Raw genomic sequence first — 19443 nt, forward strand, 5'->3', positions numbered from 1 at the left:
ACCTCGGCCAGCGCCCACACGAATTACTTGGTTAACTTTTTAAAGAGCGTTTGAGCTGTTGCTCAATCAAGGCCGCGTATTCTACATCGTTCCGCCGCCCTGTCAACCGTTTATTTTCCGCCGTTTCCGCTTCCGAAAACCGCCGAAAAATCATCCGGCCTACTGCTTGTTTCGAGGTGCGCATTCTACACTGAAACACCTTCCTGTCAACCGCTTCCTGAAGAATCTTTCAAACTTTTTCTTCAGTGCTTTCAAGCAGTTATCGCTTAGGTTTTGCCTCTTCTCAGTGGCCAGCCCCTCAAGCGAGATGCGCATTCTACAGACCTCAGCCGAGGAGTCAACGGTATATTCAAACTTTTTTCAGAGGGACATTTTCCGGTCTACCGATGCACCTCTTAAGACCTCTCAGTTTAGCTCCACTTTAACCTGCTGTGCCACCTTAATCGCACGCTCGCGCGCTTCTTCTATCGTGCTCCCTTTTGCAAGAGCCACCCCCATACGACGACGCCCCTTCAGTTCCGGCTTGCCGAACAGGCGAACCTGGGTATCCGGCTCCGCCAAAGCATGTTCCAGGCCGGAAAATACTACGTTACCGGAATCTCCTTCCGGGAGAATGACCGCCGAGGCGGTTGGACCCTGTTGGCGAATGGCTGGGATGGGCATCCCCAGAATGGCGCGAGCATGCAGCGCGAACTCGGAAAGGTCCTGCGACATCAGTGTGACCAGGCCAGTATCGTGGGGTCTCGGCGAAACTTCGGAGAACCATACCTGATCACCCTTGATAAACAGCTCCACACCGTATAGACCGTAGCCGCCCAGATTCTCAACCACCGCCCGAGCAATCGAGGTTGCTCGCGCAAACGCAGCATCGGACATAGGGTGCGGCTGCCATGACTCACGGTAATCGCCGTCTTCCTGCCTGTGACCTATCGGATCACAGAATGAAATACCATCGCGATGCTTGACCGTCAGCAGGGTAATTTCATAGTCGAAATCCACAAAACCTTCGACGATCACCCTGCCCTTGCCAGCCCGGCCACCGGTTTGGGCGTATTCCCAGGCAGCCTCTACATCCGCTGCACTCTTCACCGTACTCTGCCCCTTACCGGAGGAGCTCATGACCGGCTTGACCACCAATGGCAACCCGACTTCATCAATGGCAGCCAGATACTCTTCCCTGGTCCCGGCAAAACGGTACTTTGATGTACTTAGCCCAAGCTCCTCCGCCGCAAGCCGGCGGATACCTTCTCGATTCATGGTCAGATTGACCGCGCGGGCAGTTGGCACCACGTTGTAGCCTCCTTCCTCCAGCCGCACCAACTCCCCGGTGGCAATCGCCTCAATTTCCGGAACGATAAGGTCCGGTTTTTCCGCCTCAACGATGGCGCGTAACGCTTCACCATCGAGCATATCGATAACGTGGCAACGATGTGCAACCTGCATGGCGGGCGCATTCTCGTAACGGTCGACTGCAATCACCTCTATGCCGAAACGTTGCAGCTCTATAACCACTTCTTTACCGAGTTCTCCCGCGCCGCAGAAAAGCACACGGGTGGCAGAGGGCTTCAGGGGCGTACCGATACGCACCGTTTTGTTCGAACCAGTCATATAGTTTTATGTCCTGTTGCTGTCAGAGTGCGACCTGCTTTTCCCGCTCTGCCACTTTAAGCAGAACTTCCCGCCGTTCGTCATTACTCATAGTGGTCCAGCGGAGGATTTCATCGCCCGTGCGCTGGCAACCGATACACACGTCATTTTCGTCCAGCGCGCAAACATTAACGCACGGCGAGCGAACCTTGTCGGCCACTTTCATGTTCAAATATCCACCTTTGTCAGGGTCGCCAGGTATCGCTCGGCATTCTTCACATAGTGCATTGCGCTGAACTCGAGCATCTTCTTCTGGTTATCATTCAATTCGCGCCGAATCTTCCCGGGCGAACCCACTACCATCGAGCCATCCGGCACTTCCATACCCTCTGGAATCAGAGTATTCGCTCCGATCAGACAATGTTTGCCAATCTTTGCACCGTTCAGAATCACCGCATTGATCCCAACCAGGCTGTAGTCGCCGATCTGGCATCCGTGCAGCATGGCTTTGTGGCCGACGGTCACTCCGCGCCCGAGGGTTAAGGGAATACCGGGATCGGTGTGCAGTACTGAGCCATCCTGCACATTCGTTTCGGGGCCGATCGTAATCAGTTCGTTATCGCCACGGATGACCACATTGAACCAGATACTCGATTTTTCCATCAGTTTCACGCGCCCGATCACCGTGGCACTGTGGGCAACGAACTGGCCATCGCCTTCTTTCTCTGGCTGGTGCTGATCAATTCTGTAAAACATCAGTCTCTCCGGCTAATTCAACGGGGTGGCTCCAGAATATCGATTCCGGCATCGTACACAGCATTCAGAAAGTCGACCAGCACCACCGCAGACAACCCCCAAATCTGGTAATGCTCCCAGCGATAGCATGGCACATACAGCGTGCTGTTCAGAAAACTGAGGGTGTCGGTGCGTTCCCTTCGATCCTCCAGCAACCAGGATATCGGAACACGGAAAACGCTTTCGATTTCATGGGGGTTCGGCTCCAGGGGATGATCGCCTGGCACAACCCCCACGTATGGTGTGACAAGAATACGATGCAAGGACATGACCTGGCTTAGCGGTGCAATGATTTTCACCTGATCCGGGGGCAGCCCGATTTCTTCGTGGGTTTCGCGTAGTGCGGTTGCAATCAGGGAGGTATCCTCCGGATCCCGCTTACCGCCTGGATAGGCCACCTGGCCCCGGTGCGTTTTGAGGTTGGATGACCGAAGAGTGAATATCATCTCCGGGTTACGCGCGTTATCCGTAATGGGCACCAGGATACCGGCTTCAGGGTAGTCCAGTGCCAGCTGTCTGGGCGCGTAATTCGACAATCGCTCGGTTAACAGGTCTTGCACTCTTTGCTCCGGCAACTTCCTGATATTGAGTGAGACACAGGCAGTCCGGATCGTTAAACTGACTACCAACGGACACTCAGTATACGGGGAAAACAATGAAGTATTGCAGCACTTGCGGCCAACCGGTTGAGCAACGCATTCCAGAAGGCGACAATCGGCACCGTTATGTTTGCATCAGCTGCGAGACCATACATTACCAGAATCCGCGGATTGTCGCCGGTACGGTTCCCGTATGGGAAGGCAGAATCCTGCTATGTCGCCGAGCCATCGAACCCCGGTATGGCTATTGGACTCTGCCGGCCGGCTTCATGGAAAATGCAGAAACGACGATAGAAGCAGCAGCCCGGGAAACCCGCGAGGAAGCACTGGCGGAAGTGGACATTCAGGGGCTTTACTCCATCATCGATGTTCCTCACATCAACCAGGTCCACATGTTCTACCGTGCCACACTTAAAGACGGCCTATTCGGCGCCGGAGCAGAATCTCTGGAATCAAAGCTGTTTGCGCCAGACAATATCCCCTGGGATGAAATATCTTTCCCAACCGTGCGCAAGACGCTGGAACTGTTCCTTGAGGATATGACGTCCGAATCCTACGGAGTTCATGTCACGGATATTCGCCATCCAATGGCAAAAAAAGCCTGATCAGAACGCTTCCAGCCGGTACACCTCATAAGCAGGCTCTTCGTAGGGATGAGCCTGCTTGAGCGCATCAAGGGCGAACCTGATCAGTTCGTCGCTGCACACCAGCTCAACTTTGTACTCCCGAACACGCTCAAGCTCACCCTGACTGCCCAAAAACGGATCGCTTCCCGCCAGAGGGCGGAACTGGCCATCTCCTAAACATTGCCAGGCACAACTGTCGTAATCACCGATTTTTCCCGCGCCGGCATCAAACAAAGCCCGTTTTGTTTGCTCAAGATGACTTTCTGGTACGAAGTAGCAAAGCTTGTACATAGACACCCTCAAATTGGTCAACTTTTATCCGGAACAAGGCATTACATACTTACCCACAGAATCTGTGGATAACTCTGGGGAAAGTTTTGGGGAATCCGTCTCCAAGCCCCATAGTTACTGACCTCCCCTCAAATTGGCGACAAAATCGCCCATTTGATTTTTATGTTATTTTTCAGTCGCTTATGATGCCAGAGCAAAAAGTGAACGCAATTCTTGGACTTTGTTCACTGTTCAGCCAGTAAAGCACCAGGAATGTGCATAAAGTTCTCCAGTCAAGGCCTTGACTGACAAATTTCAGGGCTTTCCAGCGATTTTATTTGCTCACTTTTTGCCCAGCAAGCCTCACCGCAGGGCACGAAAAAACCGGCCTGAGAAACACCCCTCCAGGGGCCTCCTACAGACCGGTTTTTTCTACGCCCGAATTTGCGCGGTTAATCAGCCAAGCCAGCGCCTCGCATTCCTGAACATACGGATCCAGGGACCATCTTCCTGCCAGCCATCTGGCCGCCAGGAGTGCTGCACCGCACGGAATACACGTTCCGGGTGCGGCATCATGATGGTGACCCGGCCATCACGGGTCGTAACACCTGTGATGCCTGCCTCGGAACCATTCGGGTTATAGGGGTAGCGCGTGGTCTGCTGGCCCCTGTTGTCCACATAGCGCAGAGCTACCAACTCGTTGTCAGCAAGGGACTGAGCCGAATTGCCGGAGGCAAACTCAACTCGACCCTCACCATGGGCAACGGCAATAGGCATGCGGGAACCCGCCATGCCGTCAAGGAAGGCAGAGGGCGACGGCGCCACTTCCACCATGACCATGCGTGCCTCAAACTGCTCTGACTGGTTACGCACGAAACGCGGCCAGCCCTCGCTCCCCGGGATCAGTTCATGCAGGTTGGACAGCATCTGGCAGCCGTTGCATACACCCAGCGCCAGGGTATCCTGACGGTTGAAAAAGGCGGCAAACTGATCACGCACCCGATCATTGAACAAAATCGACTTGGCCCAGCCTTCGCCAGCACCCAGTACATCCCCATACGAGAAACCACCACAGGCAACCAGGCTCTGGAATGCCTCCAGCGTAATGCGACCAGACAGCAGATCGCTCATATGAACGTCTACCGCCTCAAACCCGGCCCGATCAAAGGCTGCGGCCATTTCAACCTGGCCGTTAACGCCCTGCTCCCGAAGCACCGCGACTTTGGGCCGTGCACCGGTATTGATAAACGGCGCTGCAATGTCTTCATTGATGTCGAATGCAAGATCGACGCTCAGGCCCGGATCTTGTTCGTCCAGAAGGTTATCGAACTCCTCCTGGGCACAGTCCGCGTTATCGCGCAGCGACTGAATCTGGAAGCTGGTCTCCGCCCACAGGCGCTGCAGCTCTGCCCGGGACGAATCGATTACGGTGTCACCAGCAAACGTCAGGCGAACACGATCTTTATCATTTAGCGTGCCCACAACGCTGGTATGGTCACCAAGGCCTGCGGCGGAGAACTGCTGCAGAACAAAACTGGTGTCGTCACGGCGAACCTGAATCACCGCACCCAATTCTTCGTTGAACAGTTCACGCGCAAACTGGGAGCTGTCTTCCGCAAGACCATCGAGCTTGATGTCCACACCTGTCCGGCCGGCAAACGCCATTTCGGCCAGAGTGACAAACAGGCCACCGTCTGAGCGATCATGGTAAGCCAGCAGTTTGCCGTCTGCGTTCAGACCCTGCACCACCGCGAAGAAAGCCTTGATATCTTCAGGGTCGTCCAGGTCAGGCGCTACCGCACCAACCTGACGATACACCTGCGCAAGCGCCGAGCCACCAAGGCGATTCTGGCCTGCCGCCAGATCAATCAGGATCAGGTCGGTTTCACCGGCATCGGATCGCAGCTGGGGCGTGAGTGTACGGGCAACATCGGTTACCGGCGCAAAACCACTGACGATCAGAGACAGTGGCGCGGTAACACTTTTCTGTTCGCCGTTGTCCTCTTCCCAGGTGGTTTTCATGGACATAGAGTCTTTGCCCACGGGGATCGTAATACCCAGGGCAGGACACAACTCCATGCCCACGGCTTTGACTGTCTCGTACAGATTTTCATCTTCACCGGGGTGACCGGCAGCGGCCATCCAGTTAGCCGACAGGCGAATATCAGAAAGTTTACCAATCGCTGCTGCTGCCAGGTTGGTAATTACTTCACCGACCGCCATGCGGCCCGAGGCCGGGGCATCAATCACCGCCAGCGGCGTGCGCTCGCCCATGGCCATGGCTTCACCGGTGCGTACGTCAAACGATGCCGCGGTAACCGCCACATCACTGACCGGCACCTGCCAGGGACCAACCATCTGGTCACGGGCGACAAGTCCGGTGATGGTTCGGTCACCGATGGTGATCAGGAAGCTCTTGGAGCCGACTGATGGCAACCGAAGCACGCGACGGATAGCGTCATGAAGGTCAATCTTGGTGGAATCAAAAATCGGTTTGGTAAATGATGACCGGGCAACACTGCGATGCATCCTCGGCGGTTTGCCAAATAACACTTCCATCGGCAGGTCGACCGGCTTGTCGTCAAAGTAGGAGTCACCCAGTTCCAGGTGATGGGCCTCAGTGGCCTCACCGATAACGGCGTAAGGGCAGCGCTCACGACGACAAAGGGCATCGAACAGGTCGAGATTTTCCGGAGCAACGGCCATCACGTAGCGTTCCTGGGATTCGTTACACCAGATTTCCAGGGGCGACATGCCAGGCTCGTCACTCGGGATGTCACGCAATTCAAACTTGCCCCCCCGGCCTCCGTCTTTGACCAACTCAGGCATGGCGTTGGAGAGACCACCTGCGCCCACATCGTGGATGAAGCAGATCGGGTTTTCTTCCCCCATCTGCCAGCAGCGATCAATTACCTCCTGGCAACGGCGTTCCATCTCCGGGTTGTCCCGCTGAACCGAAGCGAAATCCAGGTTCTCATTGCTGGAACCGGAATCCATGGAGGACGCAGCGCCACCTCCAAGTCCGATCAACATGGACGGGCCGCCCAGCACGATCAGTTTGGCACCGACCGGGATATTGCCCTTCTCGACGTGATTCTCGCGAATGTTACCCAGGCCGCCGGCGATCATGATGGGCTTGTGGTAACCACGCACTTCCTCACCTGCCGCCCCGGGAACCTTTTCCTCAAACGTCCTAAAGTAACCTGCCAGGTTGGGCCGGCCAAACTCGTTGTTGAACGCGGCACCACCGATAGGACCTTCAATCATGATGTCCAGCGGCGAGGCAATGCGATCCGGCTTGCCATAACCAAACTCCCAGGGCTGCTCGTCGCCCGGGATATTCAGGTTGGAAACGGTAAAGCCCGCAAGGCCCGCCTTGGGCTTGGAGCCACGGCCGGTTGCCCCTTCATCTCGGATCTCGCCACCGGAGCCTGTCGCGGCGCCGGCAAACGGAGAGATGGCCGTCGGGTGGTTATGGGTTTCCACCTTCATCAGAATGTGCACCGGCTCCCGGTTATAACCGTAAACACCGGTTTCCGGCGCCGGGAAGAAACGGCCCGCCTCGCTCCCGGTAATCACCGCGGCATTGTCTTTATAGGCGGAGAGCACACCCTCACTGTTCATCTCGAAGGTGTTTTTGATCATTGCAAACAGAGACTTTTCCTGGCCTTCGCCGTCGATATCCCAAGACGCGTTGAAAATCTTGTGGCGACAATGTTCCGAGTTTGCCTGGGCAAACATCATCAGCTCGACGTCAGTCGGATCGCGCTCAAGGTCAGTAAATGCTGTCACCAGGTAATCAATCTCATCATCTGCCAGGGCCAGGCCCAGGCGCCCGTTCGCCTCAACCAGAGCGCCCCGGCCGCCAGCCAGCACCGGTACCCGGCCAAGACGCCTGGGTTCTTCATGGCTGAACAGCAACTCAGCCCCACCCGTTTCATGAAATACTTTCTGGGTCATCCGGTCATGTAAAAGGGTGGCAATTTTCTCGCGCTGCTCAAGGCCAAGTTTGCTGGAAGACCGCACGTAGTAAGCGATACCACGCTCAATTCTGCGGATCTGCCGCAGGCCACAATTGCGGGCAATGTCGGTGGCCTTGCTGGACCATGGCGAGAGCGTTCCCGGGCGCGGAACTACCAGGAACAGTACGCCTTCTGGCTGTTCGAGCTCAACGCTGGGGCCATAGGTGAGAAGGCGGTCAAGTATTGCCTGTTCCGCATCGGAAAGGTCGTCATCAAGATCCACAAAGTGCATGAATTCTGCGTATACATGCTCCACATCAGGAACAAGTTGCTGAATCCGGGAATGCAGCTTTCTGGAACGGAAAGGCGAGAGCGCGGGTGCGCCGCGAAGTTCAAGCATGATATCAACCTGTATCGCGCGAATCGGGGGACGTCTGAAAGGCGGCCATGATACTTGAAACCGACCTCAGGATACAGCGTAAGGTCGGTTCTTTGATGGCTGTACAATTAACATTGTTTTGCACAGTAATTAGTCAGTTTAATTGACCCGATCGAAGTCTCAGGGGATCATAAGTTTGGCGCAAGGAAAGCCTCAGGCATCATAAGACAGGAAAAACAGTGACCCGGTCACAACCTCCTGAACGTTGAGCTATATGGAGATCAGGGATTTGTCGCGATTTTTCAGGCATCTTCGCAGTACCAGTCTTCCGCTGGCGTTAGTGTTGACCTCAGCATTGGCCGCGACCGGATGTTCTCGCCCTACTACCCTTCAGGAAGTCAGGGATGAGGGTGTGCTACATGTCATTACTCGCATAGCACCCTCTATATATTATGAAGGGCGCGATGCGCCAACCGGATACGATTACGAACTTGCGCGCCGGTTCTCCGAAGAACTGGGGGTAGAGCTCCGTGTTCGGGTGGCGGAAGACAACACCGAAATCCTTTCCGTGCTCTCACGTAACTATGCCCATATCGGCCTCGCCGGCATGGTAGAGCAGCCAGAATTTGAAGGCCGGTATCGCGCTGTCCCCATTGGCGTGCAGGCGCAATCGGTTGTGGTTTATAACCGGGAATTTGCCCGGCCATCCTCACTGGCCGACCTTGACGGTGAAACCCTGCACTTGCTTGCTGACAGCAACCATGAACATCTGGTTGCCGATGACCCCGCCGCTGCCCGGGTTCACCGGCAGGTTCACCCTGGACTGGATGCGGCAGGTCTGCTGGCGAGAGTGGAAACCGGAGAGATTGCCTATGCCGCAGTTTCATCGAATGAGCTGGACCTGAACCATGTCTATTTCCCTATGGTCAAGGAAGGGTTCGCACTGGGGGAACCCAGAGACCTAGTTTGGCTGCTCCCAATTGCTCAGGATGAAACACTCGCGAACGCTGTGACGGACTTCCTGGATCGAGCCCGGGATGATGGCTCGATGGCGCAGTTGGCTGAGCGCTTCTATGGCCATCTGGACCGCTTGAATTACGTGGGCGCGCGCACTTTCATGCACCACGTGAAAAACCGGCTGCCGAAATACCAGTCACTGTTCCAGGACTACGCACGAGACATTGACCTTGACTGGAGACTGCTGGCTGCAATCGGCTACCAGGAATCCCATTGGCGCCCGAATGCGGTGTCACCCACCGGGGTTCGGGGCTTGATGATGCTCACCCGCACCACCGCCAGCTACATCGGGATCAACAACCGCCTTGATCCTGAGGAGAGCATCGAAGGTGGCGCCCGCTATTTCAAGATGGTTCACGCCAAGATTCCCGAGCGCATTCCAGAGCCGGATCGCACCTGGTTTGCACTGGCGTCTTACAATGTCGGGTTTGGCCATCTGGAAGATGCCCGAAGGCTGACAGAGTCCGCCGGCAGAGATCCGGATCGCTGGATGGACGTTAAGGAGTTTCTGCCGCTACTGGCCCAGAAAGAGTGGTACACCAAAACCCGTTTTGGCTATGCCCGCGGGCACGAACCGGTGGTTTACGTGCAGAACATTCGCCGGTATTACGACGTTCTGACCCGCATTACGGAACCTGATCAGCCCAAGCCTGAGGCTAATCAGGCAGTGGTCTGGTTTGATGAGCCCGATGAAGAAGCGCAAACGCCCGCCGATTCGGCTGAGACGGCAAGCTCTGGCCCGGATCTGCGGGCAGCGCTACCACCGGAGCTGGGAATGATTCCGCCTACCCTGTAGCAAGCCACCGGAGTTACTGGAGCAGCCCGTCGCCCCATTCATCCTCACGCGCCTCCAGCGCCCGGTCTATCTGAGTCGATGAAAAACCTCGGCGACTCAGAAAACGGGCTTGCCGTAACTTCTCTGGCAAATCATCATCCAGCCGCCCCAGGCCATACCGCTTGGCACGCAAACGCACAGCCCGCCGGCACCAGTCGTCCTCTGTGGCGCCATACAGGCACTCCGGGCTCTGGTGTACGCCGCGCTGTTGCAACTCCGCCAAAATCCTCAATGGTCCATAGCCAAGGTCCATCCTCTGCCGGGCATAGACATCGGCAAACCGGTTGTCGTCCAACCAGCCTTCGCGCTCATACTCATCGAGGACCCTGTCAATCAGATCGCTTTCAATGCGACGCTGGCGCAGTTTTAATGCCAGCTCGTAACGACTGTGCTCCCTGCGGGCCAGCAAGCGCAGCGCCACAGAGCGGGCTTTGTATTCCGGGTCCTGATCTTTTTCGTGTTTTGCCATAAAGCCCCTTCCCGCAAATGCATCCAAAACGCTAGACTAGCGGCCGATTCTTTCAACTACCCGGCCCACGCCTGTGAGCCGATGAACGGTGGCGGCCCACTTTGCCGCCACTGCTGACTGGTTTCAATCCCGAAGGATACCTTTACATGGCTGCATTCATTCAGAAACTGTTCAAGTCTCGCAAGGCCAACCCGGCAACCGCACCCCGGACACCGGCAAAATCTGAACCCAGTCAACCCTCACAGGAAGAAACCAGACAACACCTGAAGGAACAGCAGGAGCGGCAGCTTAAAAGCAGTCCTGACCAAAACCAACTGGCCTCGCTGGCGATTGACGGGTTGACCGCGGCCATCCGCCTTGAGGCGGCCGCAGCTCTCACCGATGAGCACCAGCTACAGCAAGTCCAGAAGCAGGCCAAGGGACGGGACAAGAGCGTTTACCAAACCGTCAAGCAGGCCCTTCAAAGCCTGAAGGAACAGCAAGCCGCCGAAGCCGCCGTCCGCCAGAGAATCAAAACCCTAATCGGACAGGCTGAAGATCAGGCCGCCAGTGAAGATCTGAAACTCTACCAGGCCCGCCTGGAAGCGCTGCAGGAAAACTGGAGTGCCGTGCAGGCCAGCGCTACAGCAGAACAGGCTCAGCAGTTCCTGGAAGCCGTGCACCAGTGTCGTGAGCGCCTGAAACAGATAGAACAGGCAAAGCGGGAAGAGGCACGCCACCGGGAGCAGGCGCTTCAACGCACAGAGACACTGGCACTGCTGGAGCAGACCCTGAACGACCTGACTTCCCAGGAGTCTAGTGCCTTGCCATCCCTCTCCGCCCTGGATGCCCTGCAGAAGACCCAGGAAAACCGATGGCTTGAAGCGACCCGGGACACCCAGGTAGACAAACAGGAACAGAAAAACTACGAAATGCGAATGCTGGCGCTGCGCAATTATCTCAGTGCGGTTCGCAGGTTCACCCAGGCCAAAGACGTTCTTTCCGGACTGGCACAGGTGGCAGATACCAGCGACCCAGACGAGGAGCATCGCCAGCAAGCCTCGGAATTACTGAAACAGATTGAGTGGCCCTCAGACTTCCCGCAGCCAGCAGAGCTTGGGCCGGTTCGCAAACTGGCGGGCAAACCACGGCCAGCGCATCCGGCCGGCGACAACCGGGACAAGCAGAAAGCCGCCGCCGAGGCACTGCATGACACCCTTCCGAAGCTGGAATCGGCCCTCGAGGCCAAGCAGTTCAAAGAATCCAGGCAGCTGCTCAAGCTTGCCCAGAACCAGTTCCAACAATTGGACGGTCGCCAGCGCAAACAGCTCCAGGCCAGAATGCAACTGCTCACCGGCCAGTTCCGGGAGCTGAGCGACTGGCAAGGGTTTGCGACAGAACCCAAACAACTCGCCCTCTGTGAACAGATGGAGCACCTGGCAGACCAGCCCATTGAGCCGGAGATCAAAGCCGAGCGCATCAAAGAACTGCAGAATGAATGGCGCGACTTGGGCGGCTCATCCGACCGGTCGCTCTGGAGCCGTTTCAAAGCGGCGTCTGATACAGCTTACGAGCCCTGTAAAGCTTACTTTGAAGCAAAATCGGACCTGAAACAGGCCAACCTGCACACGCGGGAAGCGATCTGTGACCAACTGGAACACTTCCTGGCCAATGCCGACTGGTCGACCATCGACTGGAAGGCGGCCGAGCGCATTCACCAAACCGCCCGCCAGGAATGGAAAAGCGCCTGGCCGGTGGATTTCAAGGACAACCGGCAGGTTCAGAAACGTTTCGACGAGCTGCTCAAACAACTGGAACGCCCTCTTGACGAGGAACGTCTGAAGAACGAAGCCCTGAAACAGGCCATTGTTGACCGCGCCAGGGCACTGATTGAGCACGAACCCCTGCAGGACGCCATGGAACAGGCGAAGGCCCTGCAAACCGACTGGAAAGCCGTCGGCATTACCCGCCATCGGGAAGATCGCAAGATGTGGCAGGCCTTCCGAAAAGCCTGTGACCAGATCTTCGCACGCCGGGATGCCCAGCGTTCGGCGCGCCAACAGGCATCAGAAGAGGCAGACCAGGCGGCACAGGCAGTGCTGGCCCAATACCAGCAACTGGATGCATCAACCGATGACGCGGTTCTGGACGAAGCCCGGGACGCAGTAAAGCAGATTGCCGGCAGTGCGCTATCGGCGGAAGTAAAAGAGCAGGTTCAGCAGCTCCGGCAACGGCTTGACAGGATCACCCAGGCCAGAAAAATGGCCAATACCCTCGACGCGTGGAAATTGCTGGTCAGCGACAAGGCCCAGGGGCGACTGGCTGAAGATGCATTGCCTCCCCACTGGGTCAAACTGTGCAACGGTGCCGACCGAATGGCAGGGCAGGATCTGGCTATCCGGGCCGAGATTCTGGCGGGCGCACCAACCCCAGAACAGGATCAACAACGCCGGATGGAAATTCAGGTTCAGAGGCTGGCAGACGGGCTTGGCAGTGGCGAGACTGAAGCGCCGCTCAAGGAACTGGAAAGGCTGGTTGCCCTGTGGTGTATCCAGCCCGGCGACGACGGCATAACTCCGGAAAACGCCGATCGCCTGAACCGTGCACTGGATACCCTGTTCAAATCAGACTGAGGTCAATCCCGCTGGTGCTCACTGACAAAATCCCTGGCCTGTTTCACCGCGGCCAGGGATTTTTGTTTCATCTCTTTCAGCTCTTCATCCGCCAGATAAAACATCATATCAATCGTGTGCCGATAGTAGCGGGCGGGCAACCTGTTCAAAGCCACACAGATCACGTCTGTCAGGTAGTCCGCCGTGTCCGTTTCCTGACGCGTGGCATCAATGGCGTCCAGCACCAACCGCTCGTAGAAATTGTCGATAGCGTCTCTCAGTGACATGACCACACCTATGTCTGGTTGCTGATGTTCTACTCTTCAACATAGAAGGCGAACACCCTGCTGTCATTGTGCCTGAGCAATTTAGCCAATGGGATTGGCAGCGCCTGTCATTACCCAGCGCAGCGAGTAACCGCTATGGTTACTGCTCTGAATCAACGTGCCCGGAAAACAATCAACAGAGGAACAACCATGACCACCGAGGCGTATATCTTCGATGCCGTCCGCACGCCCCGCGGCCGCGGAAAAAAAGATGGTTCTTTGCACAGCGTCAAACCCATCTCCCTGATGACCACTGTACTCAAGGCCTTGCAGGAACGTAACCAACTGGACACCGCCCAGGTAGACGACATTGTGATGGGTTGTGTCACCGCCGTGGGCGATCAGGGCGCGGATATCGCCAAAACTGCCGCACTCGCAGCCGACTGGGACGAAAAAGTGGCCGGCGTCACCCTGAACCGCTTTTGTGCCTCCGGCCTGGAAGCCGTGAATCTCGCCGCCATGAAAGTACGTTCCGGCTGGGAAGACATGGTAGTTGCCGGTGGTGTAGAGGCGATGTCTCGCGTTCCGATGGGCTCCGATGGCGGCGCCTGGGCAACCGACCCGGAAACCAACCTGCACACCGGTTTCATGCCCCAGGGCATCGGTGCCGATCTGATCGCCACTCTGGAAGGCTTCAGTCGCGAAGATGTCGATGGCTTTGCCGTAAAATCCCAGCAAAAAGCCGCCAACGCCTGGGAAAAGGGCTACTTTGCCAAATCCATCGTCCCGGTCACCGACCAGAACGGCGTGGTGATCCTGGACCGGGACGAGCATGTACGCGGTAACACCACCGTGGAGTCTCTGGCCGGCCTCAAGCCCTCGTTTCAGATGATGGGTGAGATGGGTTTTGATGGTGTGGCCCGGGAAAAATATCACTACGTGGAAAAGATCAACCACGTACACCACGCCGGCAACTCCTCCGGCATTGTCGACGGCGCCACCGCCATGCTGATCGGCAGCGAAGCCAAGGGCAAGGAACTGGGCCTGAAGCCCCGCGCCCGCATTGTCGCCACAGCGGTTACCAGCACCGACCCCACCATCATGCTCACCGGCCCGGCCCCGGCGGCTCGCAAGGCGCTGGAGAAAGCCGGCATGACCGCGGACCAGATCGACCTGTTTGAAGTGAACGAAGCCTTCGCCTCGGTGGTCATGCGTTTCCAGAAAGAACTGTCCGTTCCGGACGAGAAAGTGAACGTCAACGGCGGCGCCATCGCCATGGGCCACCCGCTGGGTGCCACCGGCGCCATCATCCTTGGCACCCTGCTGGATGAACTGGAACGCCGCGAACTGCGCTACGGCCTGGCCACCCTGTGTGTGGGCGGCGGCATGGGCATTGCCACCATCATCGAGCGCGTCTGAACCCCACTTTCAAATAAAAGGAACCGACCATGAGTGCCATTAAATACGACCTGGGTTCAGACCAGATTCTGACCCTGACCATCGACATGCCAGGCCAGTCAGCCAACACCATGAACGGCGAGTTTCGCTCCGCTTTGAGCGACACCGTCAACAAGGTTAAAGGTGACCTCGACAACATCAAGGGCATTATTCTCGCCTCTGCCAAGAAAACCTTTTTCGCTGGCGGCGACCTGAAGGAACTCTACAAAGTCACCCGCGAGCAGGCCAAGGAATTCGAAGACATGGTCAACGGCCTGAAAGCCGATATGCGTGTGCTGGAAACCTGTGGCAAACCGGTAGTGGCGGCCATCAACGGCACCGCCCTGGGTGGCGGACTGGAACTCGCCCTGGCCTGCCATTACCGAGTCGCCATTGATGACGATCGCACCCAGCTGGGCTTGCCGGAAGTGACACTGGGCCTGCTGCCCGGCGGTGGCGGCACACAACGCCTGCCCCGGATGATCGGTCTGGAAGCCGCCTTCCCGTTCCTGATGGAAGGAAAGAAGGTGAATCCCAAAGCCGCCCTTAAAGCCGGCATCGTGGATGAGCTGGCCAGCTCACCGGAAGACATGATCGCCAAGGCCCGGGCCTTCATCGAAGCCAACCCCAAGTACCAGCAACCCTGGGACCAAAAAGGCTTCCGATTCCCCGGCGGCGCACCGCATCACCCTGCCATGGCGCAGAAGCTGGCCATCGCACCGGCCATGCTGAAGCAGAAAACCAAGGGCTGCTACCCTGCCCCTGAGCGGATTCTTGCAGCCGCCGTGGAAGGCGCGCAGGTGGACTTCGATAACGGCAGCCTGATTGAAACCCGTTACTTTGCCGAGCTGGCCACCGGCCAGGTGGCCAAGAACATGGCGGGCACCTTCTGGTTCCAGCTCAACGCCATCAAGGCCGGCGGCAGCCGCCCGGACGGTGTTGAGAAAGAAACCTTCAAGAAAGTGGGCGTACTGGGTGCCGGCATGATGGGCGCCGGCATTGCCTACGCCACCGCCAGCCGCGGTATTGAGGTGGTGCTGAAAGACGTTTCCGTGGAAAACGCGGAGAAAGGCAAAAGCTATTCCGAAAACCTGCTGGCCAAGAAAGTCAGCCGCGGCCGCATGACCGAAGCCCAGAAAGACGAGGTGCTGGCCCGCATTAAAGCCACGGCTTCCGCCGACGATCTGGAAGGTTGCGATCTGATCATCGAAGCCGTGTTCGAAGACAGCGATCTCAAAGCCAAGGTAACCCAGGAAGCCGAGCCAAAGATGGTGGCCAACGGTATCTTTGCCTCCAACACTTCCACCATCCCCATTACCCAGCTGGCCCACGCCTCCGCCAAGCCCGACAACTTTATCGGTCTGCACTTTTTCTCCCCGGTCGACAAGATGCAGCTGGTGGAAATCATCGTGGGCGAGAAAACCTCCGACGACACCCTGGCCCGAGCCTTCGACTACGTGCAGCAAATCGGCAAGATTCCCATTGTAGTGAACGACAGCCGCGGCTTCTTTACCTCCCGGGTATTCGGCACATTTGTCAACGAAGGCATCAGCATGCTGGCTGAGGGCATTCACCCCTCCAGCATTGAGAATGCCGGGCTGCTGGCCGGCATGCCGGTAGGGCCGCTGGCCATCTCCGACGAAGTCAGCATGACCCTGATGCAGCACATTCGCGCCCAGAGCAAGAAAGACACCGAAGCCGCCGGCGGCACCTGGCAGCCGCACCCGGCCGAGGCGATCATTGATGCCATGGTGGACACCCACGGCCGCAAGGGCAAAGCCGCTGGCGCCGGTTTTTACGAGTACCCAGAGAAGGGCAAGAAGTACCTGTGGCCGGAACTGGAGAACCTGTTCGTGGACAAGGACAAGGCTCGCAGTGTGCAGCTGCAGGACCTGAAAGACCGCATCCTGTTCATGCAGGCCATCGAGACCATCCGCTGCCTTGAGGAAGGCGTACTGAGAACCGTGGAAGACGCCAACATTGGTAGCATCTTCGGTATAGGCTATGCGCCCTGGACCGGCGGTGCCATCCAGTTCGTCAACCAGTACGGGGTTCGCGCCTTTGCCGAGCGGGCACAACAGCTCGCAGACCAATACGGTGAACGGTTCGCCCCGCCGGCACTGTTGCTGCAAAAGGCAGAAAATAACGAAAACTTCGCCTGATCCGGTTGGCCGGAGGGAATTCTCTCCGGCCGCTTTACCCCCACCGCGCCCCCTCCCTTTACTTCCTGCAACCTGCCCCAATCTAAAAAGATAGGCAGCAACGTATATGGACATATTGTCACGAAGCGATACCCCTGGCCTATGGCAACAGGTGTAGCGGTTGCCTACAATAAATTCATTACGGGTCAGAGCCGTCGTCACAGTCATCGGTGTCTGAACATGTTAGGCTGATTCGATAGTATTCAGCCGCCCAGTATCGTCAGGTATGCATTTATGGCCATCGCAGAAAAATTCATGCAGCGTCACGCCAAACCATCCAGAGGCAGGAGGGTGGGCGCTTGCACAGCACTGACACTCTCGTTGCTGATGTCAGGGATGTCAGTCGCGCAGGCAAAGATTGACGATACGGCGGTTTACCAGCCCGTAGCCCCGACCATTGACCAGGCCAGGGCCAACATCCTGATTGCCCGCCAACTGCAATTCACACATTTTCGTAATCTCGGCATCAGTGATGAACTGTCTGGCGATGTGTTCGATGCGTACCTGAAATATCTTGATGGCCAGCGGATTTATCTGTCCCAGCAAGATATCGACCTGCTCGCCAGGGCGAAGGCCAGGCTTGGTTCTGCCCTTAAAACAGGTCAGCTTCAACCCGGGTTCGAGATCTATAATCTGGTGCAGCAGCGCATCATCGAGCGGCTTCAGTTCGCCCTGAATATGATTGACAACGGCCTGGATGAGCTCGATTTCAACACCGATGAACGCATTCTGGTGGATCGTTCCAAAGCCGACTGGGAGCCTGATCAGGAGGCCCTGGACGCCCTGTGGGTCAAACGAATCAAAAATGCGGTTCTGGCCCAGCGCCTGAACGGCACTGAAGACGACACCATCAAAGACAATCTGCGTCGCCGTTATGAAGGCCAGCTCAAACGCGCCTATCAAGCCCGTAGCGAAGACGCGTTTCAAGCGTACATGAATGCTTTTGCCGGGATGTGGGACCCACACACGTCCTATTTCTCGCCGCGCACTTCCGAAAACTTCAACATCAACATGAGCCTGTCACTGGAAGGCATTGGTGCGGTGCTGCAATCCGACAATGAGTACACCAAAGTGGTTCGCCTGGTGCCGGGCGGCCCGGCCGCCAAGCAGGGCCAACTGCAAACGGCAGACCGCATTATCTCCGTAGCCCAGGAAGGCGAAAAGCCGGTTAACGTCATTGGCTGGCGCCTGGACGAAGTGGTTGACCTGATACGTGGCCCCCGTAATTCTACCGTTACACTGGAAGTCATTCCGGCCAATGCCGCCGACGAGAGCATAACCCGCACCATTGCCATCAGCCGGGATGAAGTCAAACTCGAAGAGCAAAGTGCCAGCAAAGACATCATCGAGCTGGACCGGTCCGGAGAAACCTACCGGGTTGGTGTCATCACCATCCCGACCTTCTACGCCGATTTCCAGGCTATGCAGGCCGGCGATCCCAACTACAAGAGCACCACGCGAGACGTTCGCCGGCTGCTGGATGAGCTCAAGCAACAGGGCGTTGACGGCGTGGTCATGGACTTGCGTAACAACGGTGGCGGTGCCCTGCATGAAGCGAATGATCTGGTAGGCCTGTTTATCGACAAGGGCCCGACCGTACAGATTCGCAACGCCAATAACGACGTGCAGATTCTCAACGACGAAGATCCCTTGGTTGCCTATGACGGCCCTCTGGTGGTTCTGGTGAACCGCATGAGCGCCTCGGCCTCTGAGATCTTTGCCGGCGCCATCCAGGATTACGGCCGTGGCTTGGTGGTTGGCTCCCAGACGTTCGGCAAGGGCACAGTGCAAGCGGTGCGGCCACTCAATCATGGCCAGCTAAAAATTACCCAGTCCAAGTTCTACCGGGTGTCTGGCGGCTCTACGCAGCACAAGGGCGTGATTCCGGATATCGAGATTCCGTCACGGGTCGACACGTCGCGAATTGGCGAAGACGCGCTGGATCATGCCCTGCCCTGGGACCAGATCGAAGCGGTGCCCCACACCCGTTACTTTGACTTCAGCGGTGTGATTGATGAACTGCGCAAGCGCCATGAAGCCCGATTTTCTGCCAGTCCAGAATTCAGCCTGCTGGAGCAGGAAATTGAATTCCTGACCAAACAGCGTGAGATGACTTACGTCAGCCTGAACATGGATGAACGCAAGGCGCACCACAAACAGATCGAACGGACCCGACTGACCATTGCCAACGCACGTCGGGAGTTGCGCGGTGAAACTCCGTTCAAGAACCTGGACGAGTTAGAACAATGGCAAGAGGAGCAGGCCGCCGATCTTGACAACACAGACGACGAACTCGACTTCGTGATCCGCGAGGGCGGTCATATCATGGCCGACCTGCTCGAGCTTGATCAGCGCACCGCGTCTATCCTGAAGCCAACACAATTTGCCGCCAAGGCTGAGGCCAGATAA

General features: G+C 57.0%; 14 protein-coding genes. 6 read left to right on the top strand and 8 right to left on the bottom strand.

Annotated elements, in window-relative coordinates; all coding sequences use genetic code 11:
* Positions 1-405: 405 nt before the first annotated feature.
* The 4 genes from purT to ABIE59_RS14920 are packed head-to-tail and all read right to left on the bottom strand — an operon-like array spanning position 406 to position 2942.
* The gene (gene purT, locus ABIE59_RS14905; protein WP_354448131.1) at positions 406-1608 is read right to left on the bottom strand and encodes a formate-dependent phosphoribosylglycinamide formyltransferase; all 1203 of its coding nucleotides are present in this window, start codon (positions 1606-1608) and stop codon (positions 406-408) included.
* 22 nt (positions 1609-1630) lie between these two features.
* Complete coding sequence (locus ABIE59_RS14910; RefSeq protein WP_354448133.1) at positions 1631-1813, bottom strand: DUF1289 domain-containing protein; 183 nt, start codon at positions 1811-1813, stop codon at positions 1631-1633.
* 2 nt (positions 1814-1815) lie between these two features.
* Positions 1816-2343 carry a gamma carbonic anhydrase family protein gene (locus ABIE59_RS14915; protein WP_354448135.1) on the bottom strand — a complete coding sequence of 176 codons (528 nt, stop codon included), beginning with the start codon at positions 2341-2343 and terminating at the stop codon, positions 1816-1818.
* Positions 2344-2360: 17 nt separating this feature from the next.
* Positions 2361-2942, bottom strand: a complete 582-nt coding sequence (locus ABIE59_RS14920; protein ID WP_354448137.1) for an NUDIX hydrolase — start codon at positions 2940-2942, stop codon at positions 2361-2363.
* A 95-nt stretch (positions 2943-3037) separates the two neighbouring features.
* Here ABIE59_RS14920 and ABIE59_RS14925 point away from each other — a divergent pair, with 95 nt between their 5' ends.
* A complete protein-coding gene (locus ABIE59_RS14925) occupies positions 3038-3586 on the top strand; it encodes an NUDIX hydrolase (RefSeq protein WP_354448139.1) in 549 nt (182 codons plus the stop codon).
* On the opposite strand, the gene ABIE59_RS14930 is transcribed toward ABIE59_RS14925, so the two are convergent.
* Together ABIE59_RS14930 and purL are read right to left on the bottom strand one after the other, a co-directional pair.
* Positions 3587-3898 carry a YqfO family protein gene (locus tag ABIE59_RS14930; RefSeq protein ID WP_354448141.1) on the bottom strand — a complete coding sequence of 104 codons (312 nt, stop codon included), beginning with the start codon at positions 3896-3898 and terminating at the stop codon, positions 3587-3589.
* A 435-nt stretch (positions 3899-4333) separates the two neighbouring features.
* Complete coding sequence (purL, locus tag ABIE59_RS14935) at positions 4334-8239, bottom strand: phosphoribosylformylglycinamidine synthase (RefSeq protein WP_354448143.1); 3906 nt, start codon at positions 8237-8239, stop codon at positions 4334-4336.
* A gap of 253 nt (positions 8240-8492) precedes the next feature.
* Between purL and mltF the strand changes: the two genes are divergently transcribed.
* Positions 8493-10031: a membrane-bound lytic murein transglycosylase MltF gene (gene mltF / locus ABIE59_RS14940; protein WP_354448145.1), complete on the top strand. Its 1539-nt coding sequence runs from the start codon at positions 8493-8495 to the stop codon at positions 10029-10031.
* Positions 10032-10044: 13 nt separating this feature from the next.
* Here the strand turns inward: mltF and ABIE59_RS14945 are convergent, their stop codons facing one another.
* Complete coding sequence (locus tag ABIE59_RS14945; protein ID WP_354448147.1) at positions 10045-10539, bottom strand: regulatory protein RecX; 495 nt, start codon at positions 10537-10539, stop codon at positions 10045-10047.
* A gap of 146 nt (positions 10540-10685) precedes the next feature.
* Here ABIE59_RS14945 and ABIE59_RS14950 point away from each other — a divergent pair, with 146 nt between their 5' ends.
* Positions 10686-13151, top strand: coding sequence for a DUF349 domain-containing protein (locus ABIE59_RS14950; protein WP_354448149.1), 2466 nt, complete (start codon positions 10686-10688; stop codon positions 13149-13151).
* Positions 13152-13153: 2 nt separating this feature from the next.
* Here the strand turns inward: ABIE59_RS14950 and ABIE59_RS14955 are convergent, their stop codons facing one another.
* Positions 13154-13417 carry a late competence development ComFB family protein gene (locus ABIE59_RS14955; RefSeq protein ID WP_354448151.1) on the bottom strand — a complete coding sequence of 88 codons (264 nt, stop codon included), beginning with the start codon at positions 13415-13417 and terminating at the stop codon, positions 13154-13156.
* Positions 13418-13606: 189 nt separating this feature from the next.
* Between ABIE59_RS14955 and ABIE59_RS14960 the strand changes: the two genes are divergently transcribed.
* From ABIE59_RS14960 to ABIE59_RS14970, 3 genes are all read left to right on the top strand, one after another.
* Positions 13607-14815, top strand: coding sequence for an acetyl-CoA C-acetyltransferase (locus ABIE59_RS14960; protein ID WP_354448153.1), 1209 nt, complete (start codon positions 13607-13609; stop codon positions 14813-14815).
* Between the two features lie 29 nt (positions 14816-14844).
* Positions 14845-16995 carry a 3-hydroxyacyl-CoA dehydrogenase NAD-binding domain-containing protein gene (locus ABIE59_RS14965; protein WP_354448155.1) on the top strand — a complete coding sequence of 717 codons (2151 nt, stop codon included), beginning with the start codon at positions 14845-14847 and terminating at the stop codon, positions 16993-16995.
* Positions 16996-17268: 273 nt separating this feature from the next.
* The gene (locus ABIE59_RS14970) at positions 17269-19443 is read left to right on the top strand and encodes a carboxy terminal-processing peptidase (RefSeq protein WP_354448157.1); all 2175 of its coding nucleotides are present in this window, start codon (positions 17269-17271) and stop codon (positions 19441-19443) included.

The organism is Marinobacter sp. MBR-99 (genome assembly GCF_040547575.1).
Classification (GTDB): domain Bacteria; phylum Pseudomonadota; class Gammaproteobacteria; order Pseudomonadales; family Oleiphilaceae; genus Marinobacter.

Bases quoted from the DNA above. Each gene is read 5' to 3' on its own strand.
- purT (WP_354448131.1), bottom strand. From the start codon at position 1,608: ATGACTGGTTCGAACAAAACGGTGCGTATCGGTACGCCCCTGAAGCCC.
- ABIE59_RS14910 (WP_354448133.1), bottom strand. From the start codon at position 1,813: ATGAAAGTGGCCGACAAGGTTCGCTCGCCGTGCGTTAATGTTTGCGCG.
- ABIE59_RS14915 (WP_354448135.1), bottom strand. From the start codon at position 2,343: ATGTTTTACAGAATTGATCAGCACCAGCCAGAGAAAGAAGGCGATGGC.
- ABIE59_RS14925 (WP_354448139.1), top strand. From the start codon at position 3,038: ATGAAGTATTGCAGCACTTGCGGCCAACCGGTTGAGCAACGCATTCCA.
- ABIE59_RS14930 (WP_354448141.1), bottom strand. From the start codon at position 3,898: ATGTACAAGCTTTGCTACTTCGTACCAGAAAGTCATCTTGAGCAAACA.
- purL (WP_354448143.1), bottom strand. From the start codon at position 8,239: ATGCTTGAACTTCGCGGCGCACCCGCGCTCTCGCCTTTCCGTTCCAGA.
- mltF (WP_354448145.1), top strand. From the start codon at position 8,493: ATGGAGATCAGGGATTTGTCGCGATTTTTCAGGCATCTTCGCAGTACC.
- ABIE59_RS14945 (WP_354448147.1), bottom strand. From the start codon at position 10,539: ATGGCAAAACACGAAAAAGATCAGGACCCGGAATACAAAGCCCGCTCT.
- ABIE59_RS14950 (WP_354448149.1), top strand. From the start codon at position 10,686: ATGGCTGCATTCATTCAGAAACTGTTCAAGTCTCGCAAGGCCAACCCG.
- ABIE59_RS14955 (WP_354448151.1), bottom strand. From the start codon at position 13,417: ATGTCACTGAGAGACGCTATCGACAATTTCTACGAGCGGTTGGTGCTG.
- ABIE59_RS14960 (WP_354448153.1), top strand. From the start codon at position 13,607: ATGACCACCGAGGCGTATATCTTCGATGCCGTCCGCACGCCCCGCGGC.
- ABIE59_RS14965 (WP_354448155.1), top strand. From the start codon at position 14,845: ATGAGTGCCATTAAATACGACCTGGGTTCAGACCAGATTCTGACCCTG.
- ABIE59_RS14970 (WP_354448157.1), top strand. From the start codon at position 17,269: ATGGCCATCGCAGAAAAATTCATGCAGCGTCACGCCAAACCATCCAGA.